Genomic DNA, 20836 nt, shown 5'->3' with positions numbered 1-20836 from the left:
GGGGATTTGTGATGTCAATGGACTTGGCAGAAAGCATGCTCAGCCGCAGAGGAGTCAGCGTAAGCTCCATCGCGGATATTGTGTTGAAGCTGCAGCAGCGTTATCATCCGAAGTTAACCATCGAGCAGTGTGAAGAAAGCGTCCGGGCCGTTCTCGGCAAGCGCGAAGTTCAGTATACGCTGTATACGGGCATTGCGCTGGATGAGCTGGCGGAGAAGAAACTGCTGCCGGAGCCGCTGCAATCGATTATGGAGCAAGACGAACCGCTCTACGGAGTGGATGAGACCATGGCGCTTGGTGTCACGAGCATATATGGCATGATCGGACTGACCAGTTTCGGTTACCTGGACAAAGAAAAAATAGGTGTGATTGAGATATTAAATGAAAAGTCGGACGGGATACATGTGTTTCTGGATGATCTCGTTGCAGGCATCGCCGCTGCCGCTTCCTCACGCATCGCCCATAACAATCCCGATGCGGCCCATTATACCGCAGGTTCTGACTGATTTGCGCGAGCGGTGTCGAATCGCTGCATAAGGGTAAGATTTGGCTTTCAGCCCCCTGCTCTCTTTGTTGAGGTAAAAACTGAAGTATGTTATCATTATCCATTATATCGGCTCAGGATATGCCTGTGGGACGAGATTAGGGGGATCTGAAAGGCATGTGGACGGTAATCTATATTGCGCCAACTGCAAAGGTGGCGGAAATGATCAAGACCAGGCTAACGGAAGAAGGTTTTTTGGTTCAAAGCCGTCCTGTGAATCTTTCCAAACAGCAGTTTGAGATTTTGGTACCCTCCGGAGAGCTTGAGGAAGTACAGGAAGTGTTGAATTCGATATTGCACCCCTAGTTTCATCTGGGTTACATAGCGAAGCTTAGCGTACGGATCGGCGATGTGCTATTGCGGCGGCCATTCAAATTTACGGCTGGAGAGGTGTAGTTGTGTTTAAAGACTTATTTCAGAAAAAAAGGAAATACGCAACGATCCCATCGGAACGACTTGGGACAGCAGGGCAGCCTCAGGAAGGCGAACGCCCGAAACGGGAAATTCCGGAAGGTCTGATGAATAAGTGTGCTAAGTGCGGCACCATTCAATACAGCAAAGAGCTTGAGAAGAATCTGAAGGTGTGTCAGGAATGCGGACATCATATGCGCCTGAATGCGGTAGAACGGATTGCTATGACGCTGGATGAGACAGGCTTTGAAGAGTTTGACGCAGATATGATCTCGGTGGATCCGCTCAAGTTTCCGGGATATGCGGCCAAGCTGGAGCAGCAGAAGATGAAATCCGGTCTTCATGATGCGGTTATTACCGGTCAAGGCTCGATTCTCGGCCAGCCTGTTGTGGTGGCTGTGATGAGTTTTGATTTCTTCACGGGAAGCATGGGCTCCGTCGTCGGGGAAAAAATCACCCGAGCGATCGAGTTTGCGACGGACAAGCGTTTACCACTCATTATTTTCTCCACTTCCGGCGGTGCCCGGATGCAGGAGAGTATTCTCAGTTTGATGCAGATGGCCAAAACAAGCGCAGCCCTGTCCAGGTTTAACGAACTCGGCGGGCTTTATATTTCAGTGATAACGGATCCGACGACCGGCGGTGTATCCGCCAGCTTTGCGACGCTTGGCGATATCAATATTGCCGAGCCGGGAGCCGTATTCGGTTTTGCGGGCCGTATCGTTATTGAACAGACCATTCGCCAGAAGCTGCCGGATGACTTCCAGACAGCGGAGTTCAACTTGGCTCATGGTCAGCTTGACATGGTTATTCATCGGAAAGATATGCGCTCCATGCTTGGTAAGCTGCTGGAGATGCATACCGTGAAAGGGGGATTCTGATGTCAGGCGAATTGCCTTTTGAAATGCCACTTGCCGAAATGCGCAAGAAGATTGATGAACTGAAACAATTCGGACAGGAAAAAGGGATCGATTTCACGGATGAAATCGCCCGCCTGGAAGAACGATATAGTCGTTTGGAGGAAGAAATTTATTCTTCGATTTCGCCTTCCCAGAAAATGCATCTGGCCCGTCATCAGCAGCGACCGACTTCGCTTGATTTGATCCAGTTGATCTTTACGGATTTTATTGAGCTGCATGGAGATCGTCTCTACGGGGACGATCTTGCCATTGTCGGCGGCTTGGCCAAACTGGACGGTGTTCCCGTCACGGTGGTCGGTCAGCAGCGCGGTAAGGATACGAAGGATAATATCGCGCGTTTCTTCGGAAGTCCGCATCCGGAAGGCTTCCGTAAAGCTCTGCGACTTATGCAGCAGGCGAACAAGTTCAAGCGTCCCATTATCACATTTATTGATACAAAAGGCGCATATCCGGGTAATACAGCAGAAGAAAGAGGTCAGTCCGAGGCGATTGCCCGTAATCTACGGGAAATGTCGTCCCTTGGGGTGCCTATTGTTGTTGTGGTCATCGGCGAAGGTGGGAGCGGCGGTGCCCTTGCGATGGCTGTAGGCAATCGTGTGTTGATGCTTGAGCATGCCATTTATTCCGCCATTTCACCGAACGGCGCCGCATCCATTCTGTGGAAGGATGCATCCAAAGCGGACCAGGCTGCGGAAGCCATGAAGATCACCGCTAAGGACCTGCTTGAAATGGAAGTCATTGAGGAAATTATACCGGAGCCTAAGGGCGGTGCGCACCGCGACTATGAAGAGACGGCCGCCGCCATTCAAAGCGCACTGATCAGCCAGCTGAAAGAGCTATCCGTCATGGATGCCTGCGAGCTGAAGGAAGACCGGTACCGCAAGTTCCGCAAGATTGGCGAATTCGATTTTGCGAAGGCGGAACAGGAAGACGATTCTGTGAAAATCTGATGAGTATGTGACGATATGACAAAGTTCCTATACAAATTAGACTTTTTGTAGTAGATTTAGTTGTTGGAAAAAGAGATATAGAGAACCCTTTAATAAACGGAGGAAACCCAAATGCGCAAAACAAAAATTGTATGTACCATCGGTCCTTCCAGTGAATCGTTGGAAAACACCAAGAAGCTCATTATGGCCGGCATGAACGTGGCTCGTCTGAACTTCTCTCACGGCGACTTCGAGGAGCATGGCAACCGGATCAAGAACATCCGCCAAGCTTGTGAAGAGTTGAACAAAACGGTAGCGATCCTGCTTGACACCAAAGGACCGGAAATCCGTACAGGTAAACTTGAATTGGAACCGATTGAGCTTGTACAAGATGAATATATCACCCTTACTACCGAGGAAATCCTTGGTGATAAGAATCGTTTGTCCATTACTTATAAAGAGTTGCCGCAAGATGTTCAAGTCGGATCCACGATCTTGATCGATGACGGTTTGATCGGTCTGACCGTGGTGGAGATTCAAGGCTCCGAAATCAGATGCCGCATCGTCAATGGCGGAACCATTAAGAGCAAAAAAGGTGTAAACGTACCGGGAGTCGCGATTTCGCTCCCAGGGATTACGGAAAAAGACGCCAACGATATCGTTTTCGGGATCGAACAGGGCATCGATTTTGTTGCTGCTTCCTTCGTTCGTAAAGCAAGTGACGTGCTTGAAATTCGCGAATTGCTGAAGAAGCATAATGGCGAGCACATCCAAATCATCTCCAAAATCGAGAACCAGCAGGGCGTTGACAACCTGGATGAAATCCTCGAAGTATCCGATGGCTTGATGGTAGCCCGCGGCGACCTCGGTGTTGAGATTCCGGCTGAGGAAGTTCCATTGGTGCAAAAACGCATGATCGAAAAATGTAACCTGGCTGGCAAACCGGTCATTACGGCTACGCAAATGCTGGATTCCATGCAGCGCAACCCACGTCCTACCCGTGCGGAAGCAAGTGACGTTGCCAATGCGATTTTTGACGGTACCGATGCCATCATGCTGTCCGGCGAAACGGCTGCAGGTAAATATCCTGTAGAATCCGTTTTGACCATGTCCCGTATCGCAGAGAAAGCGGAATCCGCACTGAACTATCGTGAAATGTTCTTGAAACAGCGTATTGCTCAAGATACCAGCGTTACCGAAGCAATCAGCCAATCCGTTGCGATCTCGGCACTCGACCTGAATGCCAAAGCAATCATATCGTCCACGGAATCTGGTCAAACGGCTCGCATGGTATCCAAATACCGTCCAGAGGCTCCTATCGTCGCTGTCACGACTCAAGACAGAACGATGAGACGTTTGGCACTGACTTGGGGTGTAACGCCGGTTAAAGGCGAACAGGCTTCTTCTACGGACGAGATGTTTGATTACGCGCTGCAAGGCGGCGTGAAGTCCGGACTCGTTAAAGAAGGCGATCTTGTTGTGATTACAGCAGGCGTGCCGCTGGGCCGTTCCGGTTCGACCAACCTGCTGAAAGTGGATCAAATTCCACAACAGAAGTAATACAACAGTCAAGAATCCGTTGGATTCTGAATATAGCAGCATATGAGCAATGGACGATGATTCTGTCGACCATTGCTTTTTGCATAGATAAGGGGGTGATGTTGATGCCTAAGCCATCCGTGCCGACACTAAGCCGCTGGTTCTGGACGTCATTTCGGGTGCGTTATCAGGAAAGCGATCAAATGGGTGTCGTATACCATGCTAACTATTTAAACTGGTTCGAGATCGGGCGCACCCAAATGATCCGTGAAATGGGATTTACGTATCGTGGAATGGAAGAAGAAGGCGTCCTGCTCCCGGTGGTTGAACTTGATATCAAGTACCGCCAGCCTGCGCGGTATGATGATCTCGTAACGGTATTTACCAGAATGACTGATTTCTCCCCGCTTCGAATACACTATGAATATGAGGTCCGTTTGCTGAGCGAACAGGAGCAGGCAGATTTGGGGACGATGGATTTGTCTCCCGAATCCGGGCTGCCTGGTGCCTTGTTAACGGCAGGTGCGACCCGACATGTATGGCTGAATCGAGAGTGGAAGCCGGCCCGACTGGATAAATGCTCCCCAAAGCTGTATGATGCATTGAGGGACACCCTTTGGGGGAGGAAGGAGTAGCTTCATGTTCAAATGGTTGCTGGCAGCGATTATCTTCGTGCCTGCTATTGAAATATTCGGCTTCCAGATTGTTGCGGATCGCGTGGGTGGCATGAATACCTTGTTATTGACACTGCTGACCTCTGCGGTTGGCGTGGCCATGATGAGGTTCGAAGGTCGCAAAGCGATGGAAGATGCCAAGCAGAGAATGAACTCAGGCATGGTTCCGGGTGCTTCCATGGCTGATGGCCTATGTATATTTGCAGGTGGAGTACTACTTATTCTGCCGGGCTTTGTAACTGACATTATCGGATTTACGCTGATATTTCCGTTGACCCGCCCGCTGTATCGGATTTTGCTGTTGAAATGGATGAAGAAAAATATGAAAAACGGCAAGATTACGATCTTTCGCAGATAAAACAAACAGGATCACCCATAAGACCGGCCCCTTCGTGGGCCGGTCTATCTATGCATGGAGTACGAGAGAGAATCAGGGAGCACCACGGAAGTACTTCTATCAGTCCTGCGATAATCGGATCACTATTGCCCTATCATGAGTCAAACCTGTTCGTCTGACGGCTATCTGAACCTGCCTCCGATAATATAATTCCTTAGGTCCTTGAATACATGGGCCCGGTGGAACGCATCCAGGATGACAAGCGACACAGGACCTACAATCAATCCCAGAATGCCAAACAGCTTGAGCCCGACAAACATGCCCAGCAGGGCGGCGAGCGGGTCCAGTCCCACACTGCTGGCGAGCACCTTGGGCTCCATGATCTGCCTGACGATCAGGATGATGCTGTACAGGACGGTCAGTCCGATGCCGAGCGTCAGGTCGCCCGACATAAAGGCATACAGCGACCAGGGGATCAGGACGATGCCGACGCCAAGGTATGGGAGAAGATCCACCAAGCCGATCAGAAGTCCGATGGAGAAGGCGGAATCGACCCCGAGCGCATAAAGCGTGAGCATGACGATAAGGGCCGTGATGGAGATGAGGATCAATTGGGCCCTCGCGAATCCGAACAATGCTTTTTTCAGATCCGAGAAGATATAGATCATGGGTTTGCGAATGACGCCCGGTAGGATGCGGATAAGCGCGCGATTATGGCGCTCCCAGCTGTTGCTGAGAAAGAATGTTGACAGTAAAACAACAATCAGAATCGTGCCTAAGTTCGGCAAGTAATAAATAATTTGCAAAATTCCGTTAAAAATACTGGTAACTAAATCGGTCACGGCCGTGCCAATCGTTTGTGTCGTACGGGTAATATTTTGATTGATGGTATCGTGATAATTCGGGTTGTTCTGATAAAACCGGCTAATCTCATTGATGATATTCTGGAAGCTATCATTCTGCATCCAGGCCGTCAGCCATTCCATCCAGGTATCAATATGGAGATTGAAGGACTGTGACAGAATAATCAGTTCCTTGACCAGTCTGGTAACAGCCGCAGTAAGAATCAGTAGAGCCGCTCCGAAATACAACAGCAGGGACAACGTGACGGCGAGCCACCGCGGCAGCTTCAAACTCCGCTGAAGCAGGTGGACGCAAGGATTCATGGCATAGGCGATGATCCAGGCCAGAAGGAAGGGATAAAGCAGCGGCAGCAGTACATATATTAAATAGGCAATCACGAAGATGGAAGACAGCACCCACACTCCCCGGCCAAAACGCTTGAGCATCAATCGTTCCAAACAATCACACTCCTTTGCAGCACTTCAAGGACGAGCAGAGTCGCTCATTCTCTATACCTATGCAAGGAGTTTCAATATAAGGATAAAGAGTTGGAAAACGCTTGTCTTCATGATTCGACAATGAGAATTATCACAGGTATAATGGAATTGTAAGTGATTTCAAAAAAATGTTTATGGTGTCGATAAAACAATTTGATGCGGCGAATGTCGCTGCTCATGTTCACATATCAGACAAAATCCAGTATGATATGAGAAGGTTTATGACTAGGACCATAGCAATTTTTTTCGCGTTTTCTTTTTTATCCGACTTCATGAAAATGTTTTCATGAATGTCAAAATAGTTCAGTTTATCCCGATCATAAAGGAGAGATGTTGCATGACAGCTACCAAGGGTTTGGAAGGCATTGTAGCTACCACCTCCGCGATTAGTTCGATCGTCGATGGCGTTCTGACTTATCGTGGATATGATATTGACGATCTCGCAGAACATGCAAGTTTTGAAGAGGTAGCCTATCTGCTCTGGTTCGGAAAACTTCCGAATGCCGAAGAGCTTAAGGCCCTTCAACAAGATTTGAGCGACTATGCTGCCATTCCGGATGAGCTTATCCAGCAGATCAAATTGTATCCGAAGGATACCAATACGATGGCTGCGCTTCGCTCCGCTGTATCCGCGCTTGCTCTGTATGACGCCGAAGGCGACGATATGAGCCGTGAAGCGAACGAAAAGAAAGCGGTTAAACTTCAAGCTCAGCTTCCGACGATCATCGCTGCCATCGCCCGTGTTCGTCAGGGTAAAGAGCCGGTCGCTCCGAAAGCCGGCGTCTCCATCTCGGAGAATTTCTTGTATATGCTCAGAGGCGAAGATCCTGATCAGACTTCGATCAAAGCTCTGGACCAGGCACTGGTATTGCATGCGGATCACGAGCTTAACGCATCCACGTTTGCTGCCCGTGTAACCGTAGCCACGCTGTCCGACATATATTCCGGCGTAACTTCCGCCATTGGTGCGCTGAAAGGTCCTCTGCACGGCGGTGCGAATGAAGCCGTCATGAAGATGCTGAACGAAGTCGGTTCGATTGATCGGGCTCAGGCTTACATTCAGGAGAAGCTGGACAACCGTGAAAAAATTATGGGCTTTGGACACCGCGTTTACAAAAACGGCGACCCGCGCGCGAAGCATCTGCAAAAAATGTCGCGTGAGCTTGGTGAAATGAAAGGCGACACTACGCTGTACGACATGTCGGTACTGATCGACGAAACGGTTACCAACCAAAAAGGGCTGAAGCCGAACGTTGATTTCTATTCCGCATCGGTCTATACGCAGCTCGGTATCGAGCAGGAATTGTTCACGCCGATTTTTGCCATCAGCCGTGTATCCGGATGGACTGCGCACATCCTTGAGCAGTATGAAGGCAACCGTATTATCCGCCCGCGCGCAGAGTATACAGGTATGACCGACCAAAAATATGTGCCGATAGAACTTCGCTAAGTGGCTGGCAATCATGTACAATAGGCTAGAGAACCGCTCAAACGTGAGTGAATCGCGGGTGGCGGGTTTCTCTGTGCCTATTCTGGTGGAATTTTTGGAATAGTTAGAGACAAGAACCATATTCAAAGGAGGAACTCATACTCATGAAATTGGAAAAATTCGCACTACCAACTGAAGGCGAGAAAATTACGATTGATAACGGAACTCTGCAGGTGCCTAACAACCCTGTCATTCCTTTTATTGAAGGTGATGGTACTGGCCGTGACATTTGGAGAGCTTCCAAACGCGTCCTTGATGCAGCAGTAGAAAAAGCATACAACGGTTCCAAGAAAATTGCCTGGTATGAAGTATTTGCCGGTGAGAAGGCATACAATACATACGGTGAATGGCTCCCGAACGATACGCTTGAAGCGATTCGCGAGTATATCGTTGCGATTAAAGGGCCTCTTACAACGCCTATCGGCGGCGGTATCCGTTCCCTGAACGTTGCCCTTCGTCAAGAGTTGGACCTGTACACTTGCCTGCGTCCTGTTCGTTACTTCGACGGCGTACCATCTCCGGTAAAACGCCCTGAACTGGTAGACATGGTTATTTTCCGTGAGAACACGGAAGACATCTACGCAGGTATTGAGTATAAAGAAGGCTCCGAAGAAGTGAAGAAAGTGATCAAGTTCCTTCAAGACGAGATGGGAGCCAACAAAATCCGCTTCCCGGAAACGTCCGGTATCGGCATCAAGCCTGTATCCTCCGAAGGTTCCAAGCGTCTTGTACGTGCAGCGGTTGAATACGCAATCAAGCATGGCCGCAAATCGGTGACATTGGTTCACAAAGGCAACATCATGAAATTTACAGAAGGCGCCTTCAAAAACTGGGGTTACGAAGTGGCTGAAGCTGAATTCGGCGATAAAGTGTTCACTTGGGCTCAATACGATATCATCAAGGATAAAGACGGCGTAGATGCAGCTAATGCTGCTCAAAAAGCAGCTGAAGAAGCTGGCAAAATCATCGTTAAAGATGCGATTGCTGACATCGCGCTGCAGCAAGTTCTGACTCGTCCAACCGACTTCGATGTCATTGCGACATTGAACCTGAACGGTGACTACCTGTCTGACGCGCTGGCTGCACAAGTTGGCGGTATCGGTATCGCTCCAGGGGCTAACATCAACTATGTAACTGGACATGCGATTTTCGAAGCGACTCATGGTACAGCTCCGAAATATGCAGACAAAGACGTAGTAAACCCTGGTTCCGTTATCCTCTCCGGCGTAATGCTGCTTGAGCACCTCGGATGGCAGGAAGCCGCTGACCTGATCTACAAAGGGATGGAAACATCGATCAACAACAAAACTGTGACGTATGACTTTGCCCGCCTGATGGAAGGCGCTACCGAAGTGAAATGCTCCCAGTTCGCAGACGAAATCATTAAAAACCTGTAAGGAGGAGATTCATCGTGGCAATTACTCGTAAAAAGATTACGGTAGTAGGTGCTGGCTTTACAGGTGCGACTACCGCCCTGATGCTTGCTCAAAAAGAATTGGGTGACGTGGTGCTGCTGGATATCCCGCAGCTCGAGAACCCAACGAAAGGTAAAGCGCTGGATATGCTCGAAGCAAGTCCCGTTCAAGGATTTGACAGCAACATAGTTGGTACATCCAACTATGAGGATGCAGCTAATTCCGATATCGTAATCATTACAGCAGGTGTAGCCCGCAAGCCGGGCATGAGCCGCGATGACCTCGTTAATACCAATGCAGGGATCGTGAAATCCGTATGTGAGAACGTGAAGAGTCACGCACCGAACGCCACGGTGATCATCTTGAGCAACCCGGTCGATGCCATGACTTACGTGGCATATAACACGCTCGGATTTCCCAAGAACCGCGTAATCGGCCAATCTGGCGTACTGGATACGGCTCGCTATTGCACTTTCATCGCGCAAGAGCTGAACGTATCGGTTGAGGATGTCCGCGGATTCGTACTTGGCGGCCATGGTGATGACATGGTTCCGCTCGTTCGCTACTCCAGTGTTGGCGGCATTCCGATCGACACGCTGATTCCGGCTGAGCGCATTGAAGCCATTGTGCAGCGTACCCGGGTTGGCGGCGGCGAAATTGTGAACCTGCTGGGTAACGGTAGTGCATACTATGCGCCGGCTGCGTCCCTGGTACAAATGACGGAAGCGATTCTGAAGGACAAGAAACGGATCATTCCGATTATTGCTCTGCTGGAGGGCGAGTATGGCTATGACAATCTGTTCATGGGCGTACCGGCAATTCTCGGCGGAGACGGCATCGAGCGAATTTTCGAGCTTGAGCTGACGGCCGAAGAGAAAGCTGCTCTCGATAAGTCTGCGGAATCCGTACGTAATGTAACCGCGGTCGTGACCCTGTAATTGAATCAGGATTCACAAAATCGTCTAATAATGCAATCCCGTCCCGTGATTCGGGGCGGGATTGCTTTTCTTTGGAGGATCTCTCCAGTATAATAAGAGACGATGAACTTGATGTAACAAAAATCACACTAACGACTTTGGAGGAATTGTTTATGTGGAACGTAACATTTTTTCTGCATATGGTCGGTACGGCGGCGCTAGGATTTTACTTGATTCTGCCGTTTGTTGTTGGCGGTATTCAGAAGTTGTCCCTCGGCGCACAAGAAGGAGCCGTTAATACGATTCGTGTAGCGAACCGGTTTGCTCAGTACGGCTTGGTTATTCAGTTGTTGACTGGCGGATACATGATGTCCCAAGGCGAGTATTCGGTTCCTTGGATGATCATTGTAACGGTATTGCTGCTGGCGATGTTTGCTATTGGAGGCATCATGAGCAAGCCATTGAAGAATGCGCTTGCAGGAATCCGCGAGAAGCGTGAAGTGAAGGAAGAAACAAGCAAGTTGGGTACGCTTAGCGCACTCCTCTCCTTGCTGCTCCTGGTTATGATCTTCTTCATGGTATTCAACCATATCATCTAAGAACAGCTACATACGAAAGAGAAGCCGTCCGTTTATCGGGCGGCTTTTTTTGATATTATTGCATTCATATAAATTACCGGCGTCCCCCGCAAAGGATCTGAATGGACTTCGGAGCAATGCCCCACTTTGTGGGGGGAATTTATTGGGAGAGAAGGGCTTTACTTACGTTTGATCCCGTTCAATCTGGGTAAAAACAATAGCGAAGGGCTTTGTATGAGTATAAAGAGGCGTGTCGTACGCATCCTATGAGTGGTAGTTTGAGATACTGACCCGAAAGGAGAAATGTTCATATGCCACAAGATCAACAGAAACAAACCTTGCCGCCCCAGCATCAGGATCACAGACCCGGAACGGAATCGGAGATGAGTCCGAAGCCGGAGTTTGAGAGCAGTGCTTACAAAGCAGCCGGTAAGTTGAAGGGAAAGGTTGCACTGATTACCGGAGGTGACAGCGGTATTGGCCGTGCGGTAGCGGTCCACTATGCCAAGGAAGGCGCGGACGTATCTATTGTGTACCTGAATGAGCATAAGGATGCGGAAGAGACCAAGCGTCAGGTGGAGCAGGAAGGCCGTAAATGCTTGCTGATCGCCGGTGACGTCGGCGACGATGCGTTTTGCCGCGATGCGGTTACCGAAACCGTGGAGAAGCTCGGAAAGCTCGATATTCTCGTTAACAATGCAGCCGAACAGCATCCGCAGAAGAAGATTGAGGATATTACCAAAGAACAATTGGAGCGGACGTTCCGTACGAATATTTTCGGTATGTTCTATCTGACACAGGCGGCAATGCCGCATCTGTCGAAAGGAAGCTCGATTATTAATACAACCTCCATCACGGCTTACCGGGGAAGTCCGCAGCTGCTGGATTACGCATCAACCAAGGGGGCCATCGTTGCCTTTACGCGCTCATTATCGATGAACGTAGTCGGGCAAGGGATCCGGGTGAACGCCGTTGCGCCGGGACCGATCTGGACGCCGCTGATTCCTTCGACGTTCCCGCCGGATCAGGTAGCCGAGTTTGGGGCGACCCAGCCGATGAAACGTCCAGGTCAACCGGAAGAGCTAGCTCCTGCCTATGTATATCTGGCCTCGACGGACTCCTCCTACGTGAGCGGTCAAGTCATTCACGTGAATGGCGGCGAAGTGATTAACGGTTAAGGTGTTTGTTTCACTTATGTTGTGAAGACATACTCAATGAATAAAATAGAGCGGACATCCGGGGCTCCAGCCCGGATGTCCGCTATTTTATCATAGGTGAATTTGGAGAGATTACGGAGCTTACGGAGAATCAGATGGTTCTAAAACCGTTTGGAAGTGTACCGGTATCGCGGATCGCCCGGATTTGAGCCAGCGTCAAACGACGGTTGGAGCTGATAATGGATTCCGGCTCTTCGCCACGAATAATATCATCAAGATCGGCGATGTTGGTGTTGCCGCGGAATACTCTGAATCTGCCCCTGAAATTCGTTTCCGAGAACAGGACCAGGGTTGCATTGGGGTTGGTGGAGAAGAATCTCAAGCTTTCAATGTCACCGAAAGTTCTCTCGAGATTGCGGATACCTACATTTCCACGTACGACAAATCGGCGTCCTCTGTAAAACTCGTTTCTAAACAGGGCAAGTCTTGGAAAGACAACTTGGGAGATTGAGGCTTTCGTCATAACTATCACCTCCTTTCCTTAACCAATATATGTGAGATTCATAGATTGGTATGGTTGATGCGACGGGGAAAATCAACACATTTTCTCTACTCTTTCATTTTTTGAAGTAAACCCTTTCATGTGCGAAATGATATGATATGATAACAATATTGGCAGTTTATAATGATTCTTTTTTACCATCATGTTTGGGTTATGAGAGAGAGGAGTTTACTAACGTTATGAAGTCATTTGAAGAGAGCATGTATCGACTGATTGTAGAAACCTCCACGAATTTGCCTGGAGATGTGCGAAGAGCAGTCAACCGTGGGCGAGCGTCTGAGGATGCGGCAACGCGAGCGGGGCTGGCACTGGCAACAATCGCTCAAAATATTGAGATGGCCGAGCAGGAAGTATCGCCGATCTGCCAGGATACCGGCATGCCAACATTCATCGTACATACACCGGTGGGTGCGAACCAAATCGAGATGAAAAAGGCGATTTACTCTGCAGTGATTCGCGCCACGAAGGATGGCAAGCTGCGCCCTAACTCAGTGGATTCGTTGACTGGCGCTAACAGCGGGGATAATCTCGGTCCTGGCACGCCCGTCATCCATTTCGAGCAATGGGAGCAGGATAAGGTGGACGTCCGTCTCATCCTGAAAGGGGGCGGCTGCGAGAACAAAAATATCCAGTACAGTCTTCCTGCAGACCTTGAAGGATTGGGGAAAGCAGGCCGCGATCTTGACGGGATCCGCAAATGCATTATGCATGCCGTGTATCAAGCTCAAGGTCAGGGCTGCAGCGCTGGATTTATCGGCGTAGGCATCGGAGGCGACCGGACGACCGGTTATGAGCTTGCGAAGCATCAGCTGTTCCGTCATGTGGAAGATGTGAACCCGAATGAAGATTTGGCGAAGCTCGAAGATTACATATTGGAAAATGCAAATAAGCTGGGGATCGGGACAATGGGCTTTGGCGGAGAAGTCACGCTGCTCGGCTGCAAGATCGGTGCGATGAACCGTTTGCCGGCAAGCTTTTTTGTATCGGTTGCTTATAACTGCTGGGCATTCCGCCGTCAGGGCGTATTGATTGAGCCGGAAACCGGGGAGATCACGGACTGGCTGTATGAAGCGGGCAGCGAGGTGCAGATGAACGCAAATTCCGAAACGGCTGTGTCCCAAGCAGAAGACGCCGGTCCAAGTGATTCCAAGGGCCGCGAAGTGGTGCTGCAGACCCCGATCAGCGAGGAGCAAATTCGTTCTCTGCGCGTTGGGGACGTGGTGGTTATCCGAGGCGAGATGCATACCGGACGGGATGCGCTTCATAAATATCTGATGGATCACGATGCTCCTATCGATCTGAACGGATCTGTGATTTATCACTGCGGTCCGGTTATGATGCAGGATGAAGAGGGATGGCATGTCAAGGCGGCAGGCCCGACAACCAGCATTCGCGAGGAGCCGTACCAGGGCGATATTTTGAAAAAATTCGGCATTCGCGCGGTCATCGGAAAAGGCGGCATGGGTTCGAAGACGCTGCAAGCCCTGCAGGAGCATGGCGGCGTGTATTTGAATGCAATCGGCGGGGCCGCTCAGTATTACGCAAGATGCATCAAAAAAGTAAACGGCGTGGATTTCATGGAGTTTGGCATTCCGGAAGCGATGTGGCATTTGGAGGTTGATGGCTTTGCCGCTATCGTCACGATGGATTCACACGGAAATAGCCTGCATGCCGATGTGAGCAAGGATTCGGCAGAGAAGCTGGCCATGTTTAAAGAGCCGGTGTACTCCTAATCCAGAGCATCTGAAGAAGCATCGATTGGCCATTATGTGCCGGTCGATGTTTTTTTGTTGAGCAGGGGAGGTGGGCCCTTATTTCGAATTTTCGTTGCGGTTTTCGCACACTCCGGTTTATGATGAAAGTCAAATACGTCAATTCAGACATGGGAGGAAACAGGTGAGAAGTTTTGGACTAGCCTTTGCATCTTGGTTTGAAAAGTACACCTTTCTCTTGATTCCCGGCTCGCTGGTGCTTGGCTGGCTGCTCTCGGATGTCTTGCTGGACTTTGTTCACTGGATTCCTTATCTATTCGGTTATATTACACTGGTTATGGCGCTTGGCTGTGGGATCCGTCATCTGCAAGGGGTTCTAAAACGCCCCTTTGCCGTTATGTTGACGCTGTTTCTTGCCCATGCGGCCGCACCGGTGCTTGCTTATGGACTGGGCTCGGCTGTGTTTGGTGCGCACTCGGATTATACGATCGGCTTGCTGCTGTTCGCGATCATTCCGCTGGGGATATCCTCGGTGATGTGGGTCGGGAGCTCCGGCGGCAGCGTTCCGTTCATCTTAGCGGTGGTCGTGCTGGATACCATACTCAGTCCACTAGTCGTACCGGCCTTGATGGATATGTTTATCGGGGATGCTTTGGTTACCTGGAATGCGTCTGAGCTGATTCTCGATTTGCTAACCATGGTGGTATTGCCCACTGTGATCGGGGTGATGCTGTATGAAGGCTCCAAAGGACGGATTAAGGACTGGTCGGCTCCCGTTGCCCAGCCGATCTCGAAGGTGTTTTTTATGCTCGTGGTTATGCTGAATGCAGCTGCCATCGCTCCCCATGCAGCAGGCATGAAGGAGGAGATGCTGGTGGTTATCCCGGTTGTTTTCACGTTGATTGTGATCTGTTATTTGCTTGGTTATTTTGGCTCGTATGCGATGCCGGGACCGACACGGGAAATGCAAATTACATTTACATATGCGTCCGGAATGCGTAATATATCACTCGGGATGGTGCTAGCTACAACGTATTTCTCACCCCAGGCTTCCATCCCGGTGGTGCTTGGCATTATGTTCCAGCAGCCAGCGGCGACCATCATTCATGCGTTATTCCACCGAAGACGCACACGAGCAGTAAGTTATCCAAAATGATCACGCGGCAGAAAGAGGAGAGACCATGAGGCAGTATCGCAATCGTTTGACTCTGATTATGCTTACTTTAATTGGGTTATCTATGCTCGCGGCAGGACTGGCTATGGTGACGGTATTCAAGCAGTCCCATGTTCAGCTGCTGGAGGACAATATGGTCCGGGAGATTCGGCTTCTGCAGACGATGATGGAGTTTCCGGATGCGGACAGCGCGGATGCTATCACGTATTATACCAACAGATCCATGCAGCTTGAGGAGCTGTCCGAGTCGAGAGTGACGTTTATATTGAAGGATGGCAAGGTCATCGGGGATTCGGAAAGTGATCCGTTAACTATGGATAACCACGCTTATCGCGAAGAGATGCTTCAGGCGGTTAAAGAAGGCCGCGGGAGTACCATTCGCCGGAGCGATACGCTTGAGCAGGACATGCTCTACGTTGCTCTTCCGGTCAAGGCCGGAGAGAATTTCGACGGATTCGTCAGATTGTCGGTTAGCCTGAAAGCAGTGGACCAGGGAGTCAGGCAAGGCTGGGCCGTCATGGGGATTGGCCTGCTGGTGCTGTTCCTGATTGCTGCCCTAGTGAGTTATCGTGTCGCTAAAGGCTTGACGTCACCGCTAGAGAAAATCACGCGCGTTGCCAGACGGATATCGAGCCTTGAATATGATGCGAGGGTGAAGATTCACCGTAAGGACGAGATCGGTCAATTGGCGCAAGCGATTAACGGAATGGCCGACAGCCTGCAGACCCAACTGCGGACGATACGGGATAATGAGGATTTGCTGCAAAGCGTTCTAAACAATATGACAGGCGGTATCGTCATGGTGAACGGAGCAGGTCAGATTATTCTTGTGAACCGGGCTGCCGAGCGAATGCTCGGCATTAATGCCGAAGTGATAACAGGCAAATCGTACCGTGAGCTCAAGCAGCATTATGAATTGACCAAACTGATGGAGCAAGGCTTGGAGAGCAAGGAAGGCTTCCATGAAGAGCGCAACATTTATTATCCGGTGGAATCGATCATCCGCCTGGATGGGGTTGCGATGATGCAGGAGGAAGAGCAGGAGTCATATAGAGGCATGCTGTTCCTCCTGCAGGATGTAAGTGATATCCGCAGACTGGAACGCATGCGGAGCGAATTCGTAGCCAACGTGTCTCACGAGCTGAAGACTCCGCTCGCTGCGGTTAAAGGGTTTGCCGAAACGCTGCTTGGTGGCGGGGTTACCGATGAGAAGACATCGCGTTCCTTCCTTCAGATTATTTATGACGAGTCCGAGCGGCTGAACCGGCTGATCGGTGACATTCTAGAGCTGTCCAAGATCGAATCCAAGCGGATTCAGATGGATTATTCGCCGATTCATCTGTCGGCGTTCTTTGATACGATATCCGAAATGATGCGCACGGTCGCAGAGAAGAAGCGGATCAGCCTGGAGCTCGACATTCCGGAAGAGCTGTTTATGGAGGGAGACGAGGACAAGCTCCGCCAGATATTTATGAATCTGCTCTCGAACGCGATCAGTTACACGCAAGAAGGCGGACGAGTAAAATTAACGGCTCTTGAAAAGCATAGTCATGGGAACGCCGAGGATATTGTGGAATTCATCGTTAAGGATTCCGGGATTGGCATTCCGAAGAAAGATCTTCCCCGTATATTTGAACGATTCTATCGGGTGGATAAAGCGCGTTCGCGCGGATCAGGCGGAACGGGGCTTGGACTATCGATCGTGAAGCATCTGGTAGATCTTCATCACGGAACCATCAAGGTGGAGAGCGAGCTCGGAATCGGCAGCTCCTTCATTATTGAGCTTCCGATATTGCAGGAAACCCAGGAGACAGGGAGTTAACACTCCGTTAACATTCTGTTGATATACTTGCATAAGCAGTCCAATTATCAAGATAAGGGCGGGGGTAACATTGACGCAACGCATGCTGGTTATCGAAGATGAGCCGACACTTTCGCGGCTGTTGTCTTACAATCTGACGCAGGAAGGTTTTCAAGTCGAGGTAGAGGAACACGGTACCGCAGGTTACGAGAAAGCGTCGCATCATGAATATGATCTGATCCTGCTGGATGTCATGCTGCCTGGCATGAACGGCTTTCAGATTTTAGAGAAGCTTCGCAGTAACGGAATTACCACGCCGATCATCATTCTGACCGCGAAGAACGCCGAGGAAGAAGTTGTTCAAGGTTTGAAGATGGGGGCGGATGACTATATTACCAAGCCATTTGGCGTATCTGAGCTGCTGGCCCGCGTATCGGCCGTTATGCGCCGGGTTTCCGGTCACGCCGATGAAGTGAAGACGACTGATAATCAAGGAAATGTCATCTCACTTGGACAACTGGAAATCTATCCTGAGAAATACGAGGTTCGTCTTGGCGGTCAGAGCATTAATCTTAGGCCGAAAGAATTTGAAGTGCTGCTCTATCTGGCCAAAAAACCGGGCGTTGTGTTAACAAGGGATGATCTGATGAACGTGGTCTGGGGCTTCGATTATATCGGCGGGCAGCGAACCGTGGACGTTCATGTGAGTTCCCTGCGCAAGAAGCTTGAGCTTGATCCTGAATCTGTACACATTGACTCCATTCGCGGGGTTGGTTATAAACTTGTAGTAAATCCGAAAAAAGGCTCCCATCATTCCGTTTGAAATGATGAGGAGTCTTTTTTTTGGGTCTTTGGTCAGATCCTGACGTGTCTAATGTCTCATATCCCCGCGATTATCCTTCCGTAGTTTACGTTCCCTTAATCATTCGAGTATATTCCCATAATACTTGTTCGGTAAGATGCGTCTAAAGGACCAGATGAAGAAGGGGTGAAGGCGCATGACACTGCTTCAAACCAAACCAAATCAGACAGAGAGAATGAAGATGGAGGTAGAGCCGGAACTTGATGGACAAGTAGCAAACGAGCCTGAAGCAGGCGCATTATATCGGCAATACATAAGAAGGGTCCCTGTTATAGGAAAGACTGAATCCTGCCTTGATGTGTTGAATGTTTTTGCGAAGGACCCGCGTATTCCGTGTGTTATTTATTGCGATGAGGCAGACACACCAGCAGGACTGATCATGCGGGATGTGTTTTACCAGCGAATGATGGGCAGGTTTGCCGTTGACCTGTATTATTCCAAGCCCGCCTTCCAGTTTGCGGACCATCAACCGATGCGTGTCGATATATCCGAGAAGGTCGGAACGCTGCTGGAATTGTCCCTACAGCGCCCGGATTCAAAATTCTATGATTGTGTCCTGATCACGGATTCAAACCAACTGCAAGGTGTGCTTACCGTCCGGGATCTGATGAGTCTGTCCAGCGGACTCCAAGCGGAGGCGGAAGAGAAGCGGGAACTGATCCTGCAGGAAAGCTACCGGCATACCCGGAACATTCAATCCTCATTAACCGACGTCCGAACGGCAGCAGCGAGAACGAACTCGGAATGTATACGGATGAGGGAGTGGTCTCAAACCGGGAAGGAGAAACTGGATCTTGTCCGAACCTCGTACCTTGGCCTTGTGGAGGATATGACGAAGCGTGAAGGCCAGGCCTCCGAGCTCGCGGCGGATGCCAGCCGCATTTTTTCCATAACCGGCATGATTACCGAGCTTGCGAACCAAAGCAGTCTGCTGGCAATGAATGCCTCGATTGAAGCCGCACATGCCGGCGAGCATGGGCGGGGATTTCAAGTGGTTGCGGCAGAGGTACAATCGCTGGCTAAACAAACACGCAAGCTCTCAGGGGATATATCGCAGCTGCTGGAGCAAATCCAGCGGCTGGCAGCAGATACAGCCAAGGGGGCCGTATCATCGCTGAAGGAAATTCAATCCTGCGAGGGGTATGTAACGGAAGGTGCCCAGATGTTTAATGAAATGGACAACGCCGTTCAAGAGGTCGAGAAATCCGGGAGCCAGGTTTATCAACTGGCCGAGGAAACCGTTAGGCGTGTGGAGCGGGTTAAGGATGAGCTTGCTGGAATGAACACCGGCGAATCTTCGATCAAGGAAGAAAGATCGAATGTATAACTCTACTTTATTAAAATATTTTACACTGCGTTTACATTTCTAAGAAACTGCTATTACATTCCGGGATTATTATCAATATTGTAAGCAGGAAGTAGAGACAACAACCATTTTGAAGGAGTGGATTCGTTTGTTTAGAAGAAGGGGTCGTAAACCAGCAGGTATTCTCGTATTGGTGTTAATGCTGAGCACACTTTTGGCAGCATGCGGAGGAGGAACTTCCGGCGGTGCTTCAGGAGAAAATAAAGAGAATGGTTCAGCACAGCAAACAGAGGAAAATACCTCAACAGCTTTGACAGGAACAATTGAAATTGATGGTTCAAGTACACTGCATCCATTAACCGAAGCGGTTGCTGAAGAGTTTGGTGCAGCTAACCCTGATGTCCGTATTCCAATCGGAACAGGCGGAACAGGCGCTGGCTTCAAACGTTTTAACAACAGCGAGATCGCAGTATCCAATGCTTCCCGTCCAATTAAAGACAGTGAAGCTGAGGAAGCAAAAGCCAATGGCATTACCTATCATGAGGTTCTGGTAGCTTATGACGGACTGTCCGTCGTTGTTAATCCAAGCAATGAATTCGTAGATAAATTGACCGTAGATGAGCTCAAGAAAATTTACGAGCCAAACAGCACCGTAAAAACATGGGCTGACGTTCGTGAAGGATGGCCGGCAGAGGAAATCAAGATTTACTCGCCAGGTACTGACCACGGTACATTTGATTACTTCACAGAAGCAATTAACGGTGAAGCACAAGCAAGCAGAAACGATAGCCAAATTACGTTCAGTGCTGATACAAACGCAGTCGTACAAGGGGTAGCTGGTGACAAGAACTCCATCGGATACTTCGGATTCTCCTTCTATGAAGAGAACCAAGACAAGTTGAAGCTGGTTCCGATTGATAACGGTACGGCTACAGTAGCTCCAAGCATGGAAACGATCAAGGATAACAGCTATGCTCCATTGTCCCGTCCGCTGCTGCTCTATGTTAACGATAAAGAGCTTGAGCGTCCAGAAGTGAGTGCATTCATGAACTTCTACCTTGAGAATGCCGCTAGTCTTGCTGGCGAAGTCGGATTCGTACCGCTTCAAGATGAACAGTACAAAGCAGAAAAAGACAAGTTGGCAAAATAATTAAAGACTAGATGCCCGG

The 20836-nt window shown here is 49.8% G+C and carries 20 protein-coding genes; 18 read left to right on the top strand and 2 right to left on the bottom strand.

Annotation, left to right across the window (positions count from 1 at the left end):
- Window positions 1-11: 11 nt before the first annotated feature.
- From MHH48_RS27180 to MHH48_RS27150, 7 genes are all read left to right on the top strand, one after another.
- On the top strand, window positions 12-506 hold the full coding sequence (locus MHH48_RS27180) for a phosphatidylglycerophosphatase A (RefSeq protein ID WP_076324336.1): 495 nt from the start codon (window positions 12-14) through the stop codon (window positions 504-506).
- A 155-nt stretch (window positions 507-661) separates the two neighbouring features.
- A complete protein-coding gene (locus tag MHH48_RS27175) occupies window positions 662-850 on the top strand; it encodes a hypothetical protein (RefSeq protein WP_006212044.1) in 189 nt (62 codons plus the stop codon).
- Window positions 851-942: 92 nt separating this feature from the next.
- Window positions 943-1836, top strand: a complete 894-nt coding sequence (accD, locus tag MHH48_RS27170) for an acetyl-CoA carboxylase, carboxyltransferase subunit beta (RefSeq protein WP_071218063.1) — start codon at window positions 943-945, stop codon at window positions 1834-1836.
- Complete coding sequence (locus MHH48_RS27165; protein WP_076324335.1) at window positions 1836-2825, top strand: acetyl-CoA carboxylase carboxyltransferase subunit alpha; 990 nt, start codon at window positions 1836-1838, stop codon at window positions 2823-2825. Before accD ends, MHH48_RS27165 begins: the two co-directional genes overlap by 1 nt.
- 111 nt (window positions 2826-2936) lie before the next feature.
- Window positions 2937-4364 carry a pyruvate kinase gene (gene pyk, locus MHH48_RS27160; RefSeq protein ID WP_076324334.1) on the top strand — a complete coding sequence of 476 codons (1428 nt, stop codon included), beginning with the start codon at window positions 2937-2939 and terminating at the stop codon, window positions 4362-4364.
- Between the two features lie 104 nt (window positions 4365-4468).
- Window positions 4469-4978, top strand: a complete 510-nt coding sequence (locus MHH48_RS27155) for a thioesterase family protein (RefSeq protein ID WP_076324333.1) — start codon at window positions 4469-4471, stop codon at window positions 4976-4978.
- 4 nt (window positions 4979-4982) lie between these two features.
- Window positions 4983-5375: an FxsA family protein gene (locus tag MHH48_RS27150; protein WP_076324332.1), complete on the top strand. Its 393-nt coding sequence runs from the start codon at window positions 4983-4985 to the stop codon at window positions 5373-5375.
- A 161-nt stretch (window positions 5376-5536) separates the two neighbouring features.
- Here the strand turns inward: MHH48_RS27150 and ytvI are convergent, their stop codons facing one another.
- Entirely contained in the window at window positions 5537-6655 is a 1119-nt protein-coding gene (gene ytvI / locus MHH48_RS27145; protein ID WP_076324331.1) for a sporulation integral membrane protein YtvI, read from the bottom strand.
- Between the two features lie 376 nt (window positions 6656-7031).
- Here ytvI and citZ point away from each other — a divergent pair, with 376 nt between their 5' ends.
- The 5 genes from citZ to MHH48_RS27120 all read left to right on the top strand — a co-directional run bounded on the left by citZ (window position 7032) and on the right by MHH48_RS27120 (window position 12271).
- Window positions 7032-8144 carry a citrate synthase gene (citZ, locus tag MHH48_RS27140; protein WP_076324330.1) on the top strand — a complete coding sequence of 371 codons (1113 nt, stop codon included), beginning with the start codon at window positions 7032-7034 and terminating at the stop codon, window positions 8142-8144.
- A gap of 143 nt (window positions 8145-8287) precedes the next feature.
- Window positions 8288-9580 carry an NADP-dependent isocitrate dehydrogenase gene (gene icd, locus MHH48_RS27135; RefSeq protein WP_076324329.1) on the top strand — a complete coding sequence of 431 codons (1293 nt, stop codon included), beginning with the start codon at window positions 8288-8290 and terminating at the stop codon, window positions 9578-9580.
- 14 nt (window positions 9581-9594) lie between these two features.
- The gene (gene mdh, locus MHH48_RS27130) at window positions 9595-10536 is read left to right on the top strand and encodes a malate dehydrogenase (RefSeq protein ID WP_076324328.1); all 942 of its coding nucleotides are present in this window, start codon (window positions 9595-9597) and stop codon (window positions 10534-10536) included.
- A 152-nt stretch (window positions 10537-10688) separates the two neighbouring features.
- On the top strand, window positions 10689-11114 hold the full coding sequence (locus MHH48_RS27125; protein ID WP_076324327.1) for a hypothetical protein: 426 nt from the start codon (window positions 10689-10691) through the stop codon (window positions 11112-11114).
- A gap of 290 nt (window positions 11115-11404) precedes the next feature.
- The gene (locus MHH48_RS27120) at window positions 11405-12271 is read left to right on the top strand and encodes an SDR family oxidoreductase (RefSeq protein WP_076324326.1); all 867 of its coding nucleotides are present in this window, start codon (window positions 11405-11407) and stop codon (window positions 12269-12271) included.
- 130 nt (window positions 12272-12401) lie between these two features.
- Here MHH48_RS27120 and MHH48_RS27115 read toward each other — a convergent pair whose 3' ends face one another.
- Window positions 12402-12773: a hypothetical protein gene (locus MHH48_RS27115; protein ID WP_076324325.1), complete on the bottom strand. Its 372-nt coding sequence runs from the start codon at window positions 12771-12773 to the stop codon at window positions 12402-12404.
- 218 nt (window positions 12774-12991) lie between these two features.
- On the opposite strand from MHH48_RS27115, the gene MHH48_RS27110 reads away from it, so the two are divergent.
- From MHH48_RS27110 to MHH48_RS27085, 6 genes are all read left to right on the top strand, one after another.
- Window positions 12992-14545, top strand: a complete 1554-nt coding sequence (locus MHH48_RS27110; RefSeq protein ID WP_076324324.1) for a fumarate hydratase — start codon at window positions 12992-12994, stop codon at window positions 14543-14545.
- A gap of 163 nt (window positions 14546-14708) precedes the next feature.
- Window positions 14709-15680, top strand: a complete 972-nt coding sequence (locus tag MHH48_RS27105) for a bile acid:sodium symporter (protein WP_076324323.1) — start codon at window positions 14709-14711, stop codon at window positions 15678-15680.
- Between the two features lie 25 nt (window positions 15681-15705).
- Window positions 15706-17520: an ATP-binding protein gene (locus MHH48_RS27100; RefSeq protein WP_076324322.1), complete on the top strand. Its 1815-nt coding sequence runs from the start codon at window positions 15706-15708 to the stop codon at window positions 17518-17520.
- Window positions 17521-17590: 70 nt separating this feature from the next.
- Window positions 17591-18322: a response regulator transcription factor gene (locus MHH48_RS27095; protein WP_076324321.1), complete on the top strand. Its 732-nt coding sequence runs from the start codon at window positions 17591-17593 to the stop codon at window positions 18320-18322.
- Window positions 18323-18497: 175 nt separating this feature from the next.
- Entirely contained in the window at window positions 18498-19688 is a 1191-nt protein-coding gene (locus MHH48_RS27090) for a methyl-accepting chemotaxis protein (protein WP_076324320.1), read from the top strand.
- A 127-nt stretch (window positions 19689-19815) separates the two neighbouring features.
- Window positions 19816-20817, top strand: coding sequence for a PstS family phosphate ABC transporter substrate-binding protein (locus tag MHH48_RS27085; protein ID WP_076324319.1), 1002 nt, complete (start codon window positions 19816-19818; stop codon window positions 20815-20817).
- The last annotated feature ends 19 nt before the right edge of the window (window positions 20818-20836 follow it).

Source organism: Paenibacillus sp. FSL F4-0100 (assembly GCF_037993005.1).
Taxonomy (GTDB): Bacteria; Bacillota; Bacilli; order Paenibacillales; family Paenibacillaceae; genus Paenibacillus_AQ.
Note: the sequence above shows the minus strand (reverse complement) of the source record. Positions and strands in the feature narration are given on the sequence as shown.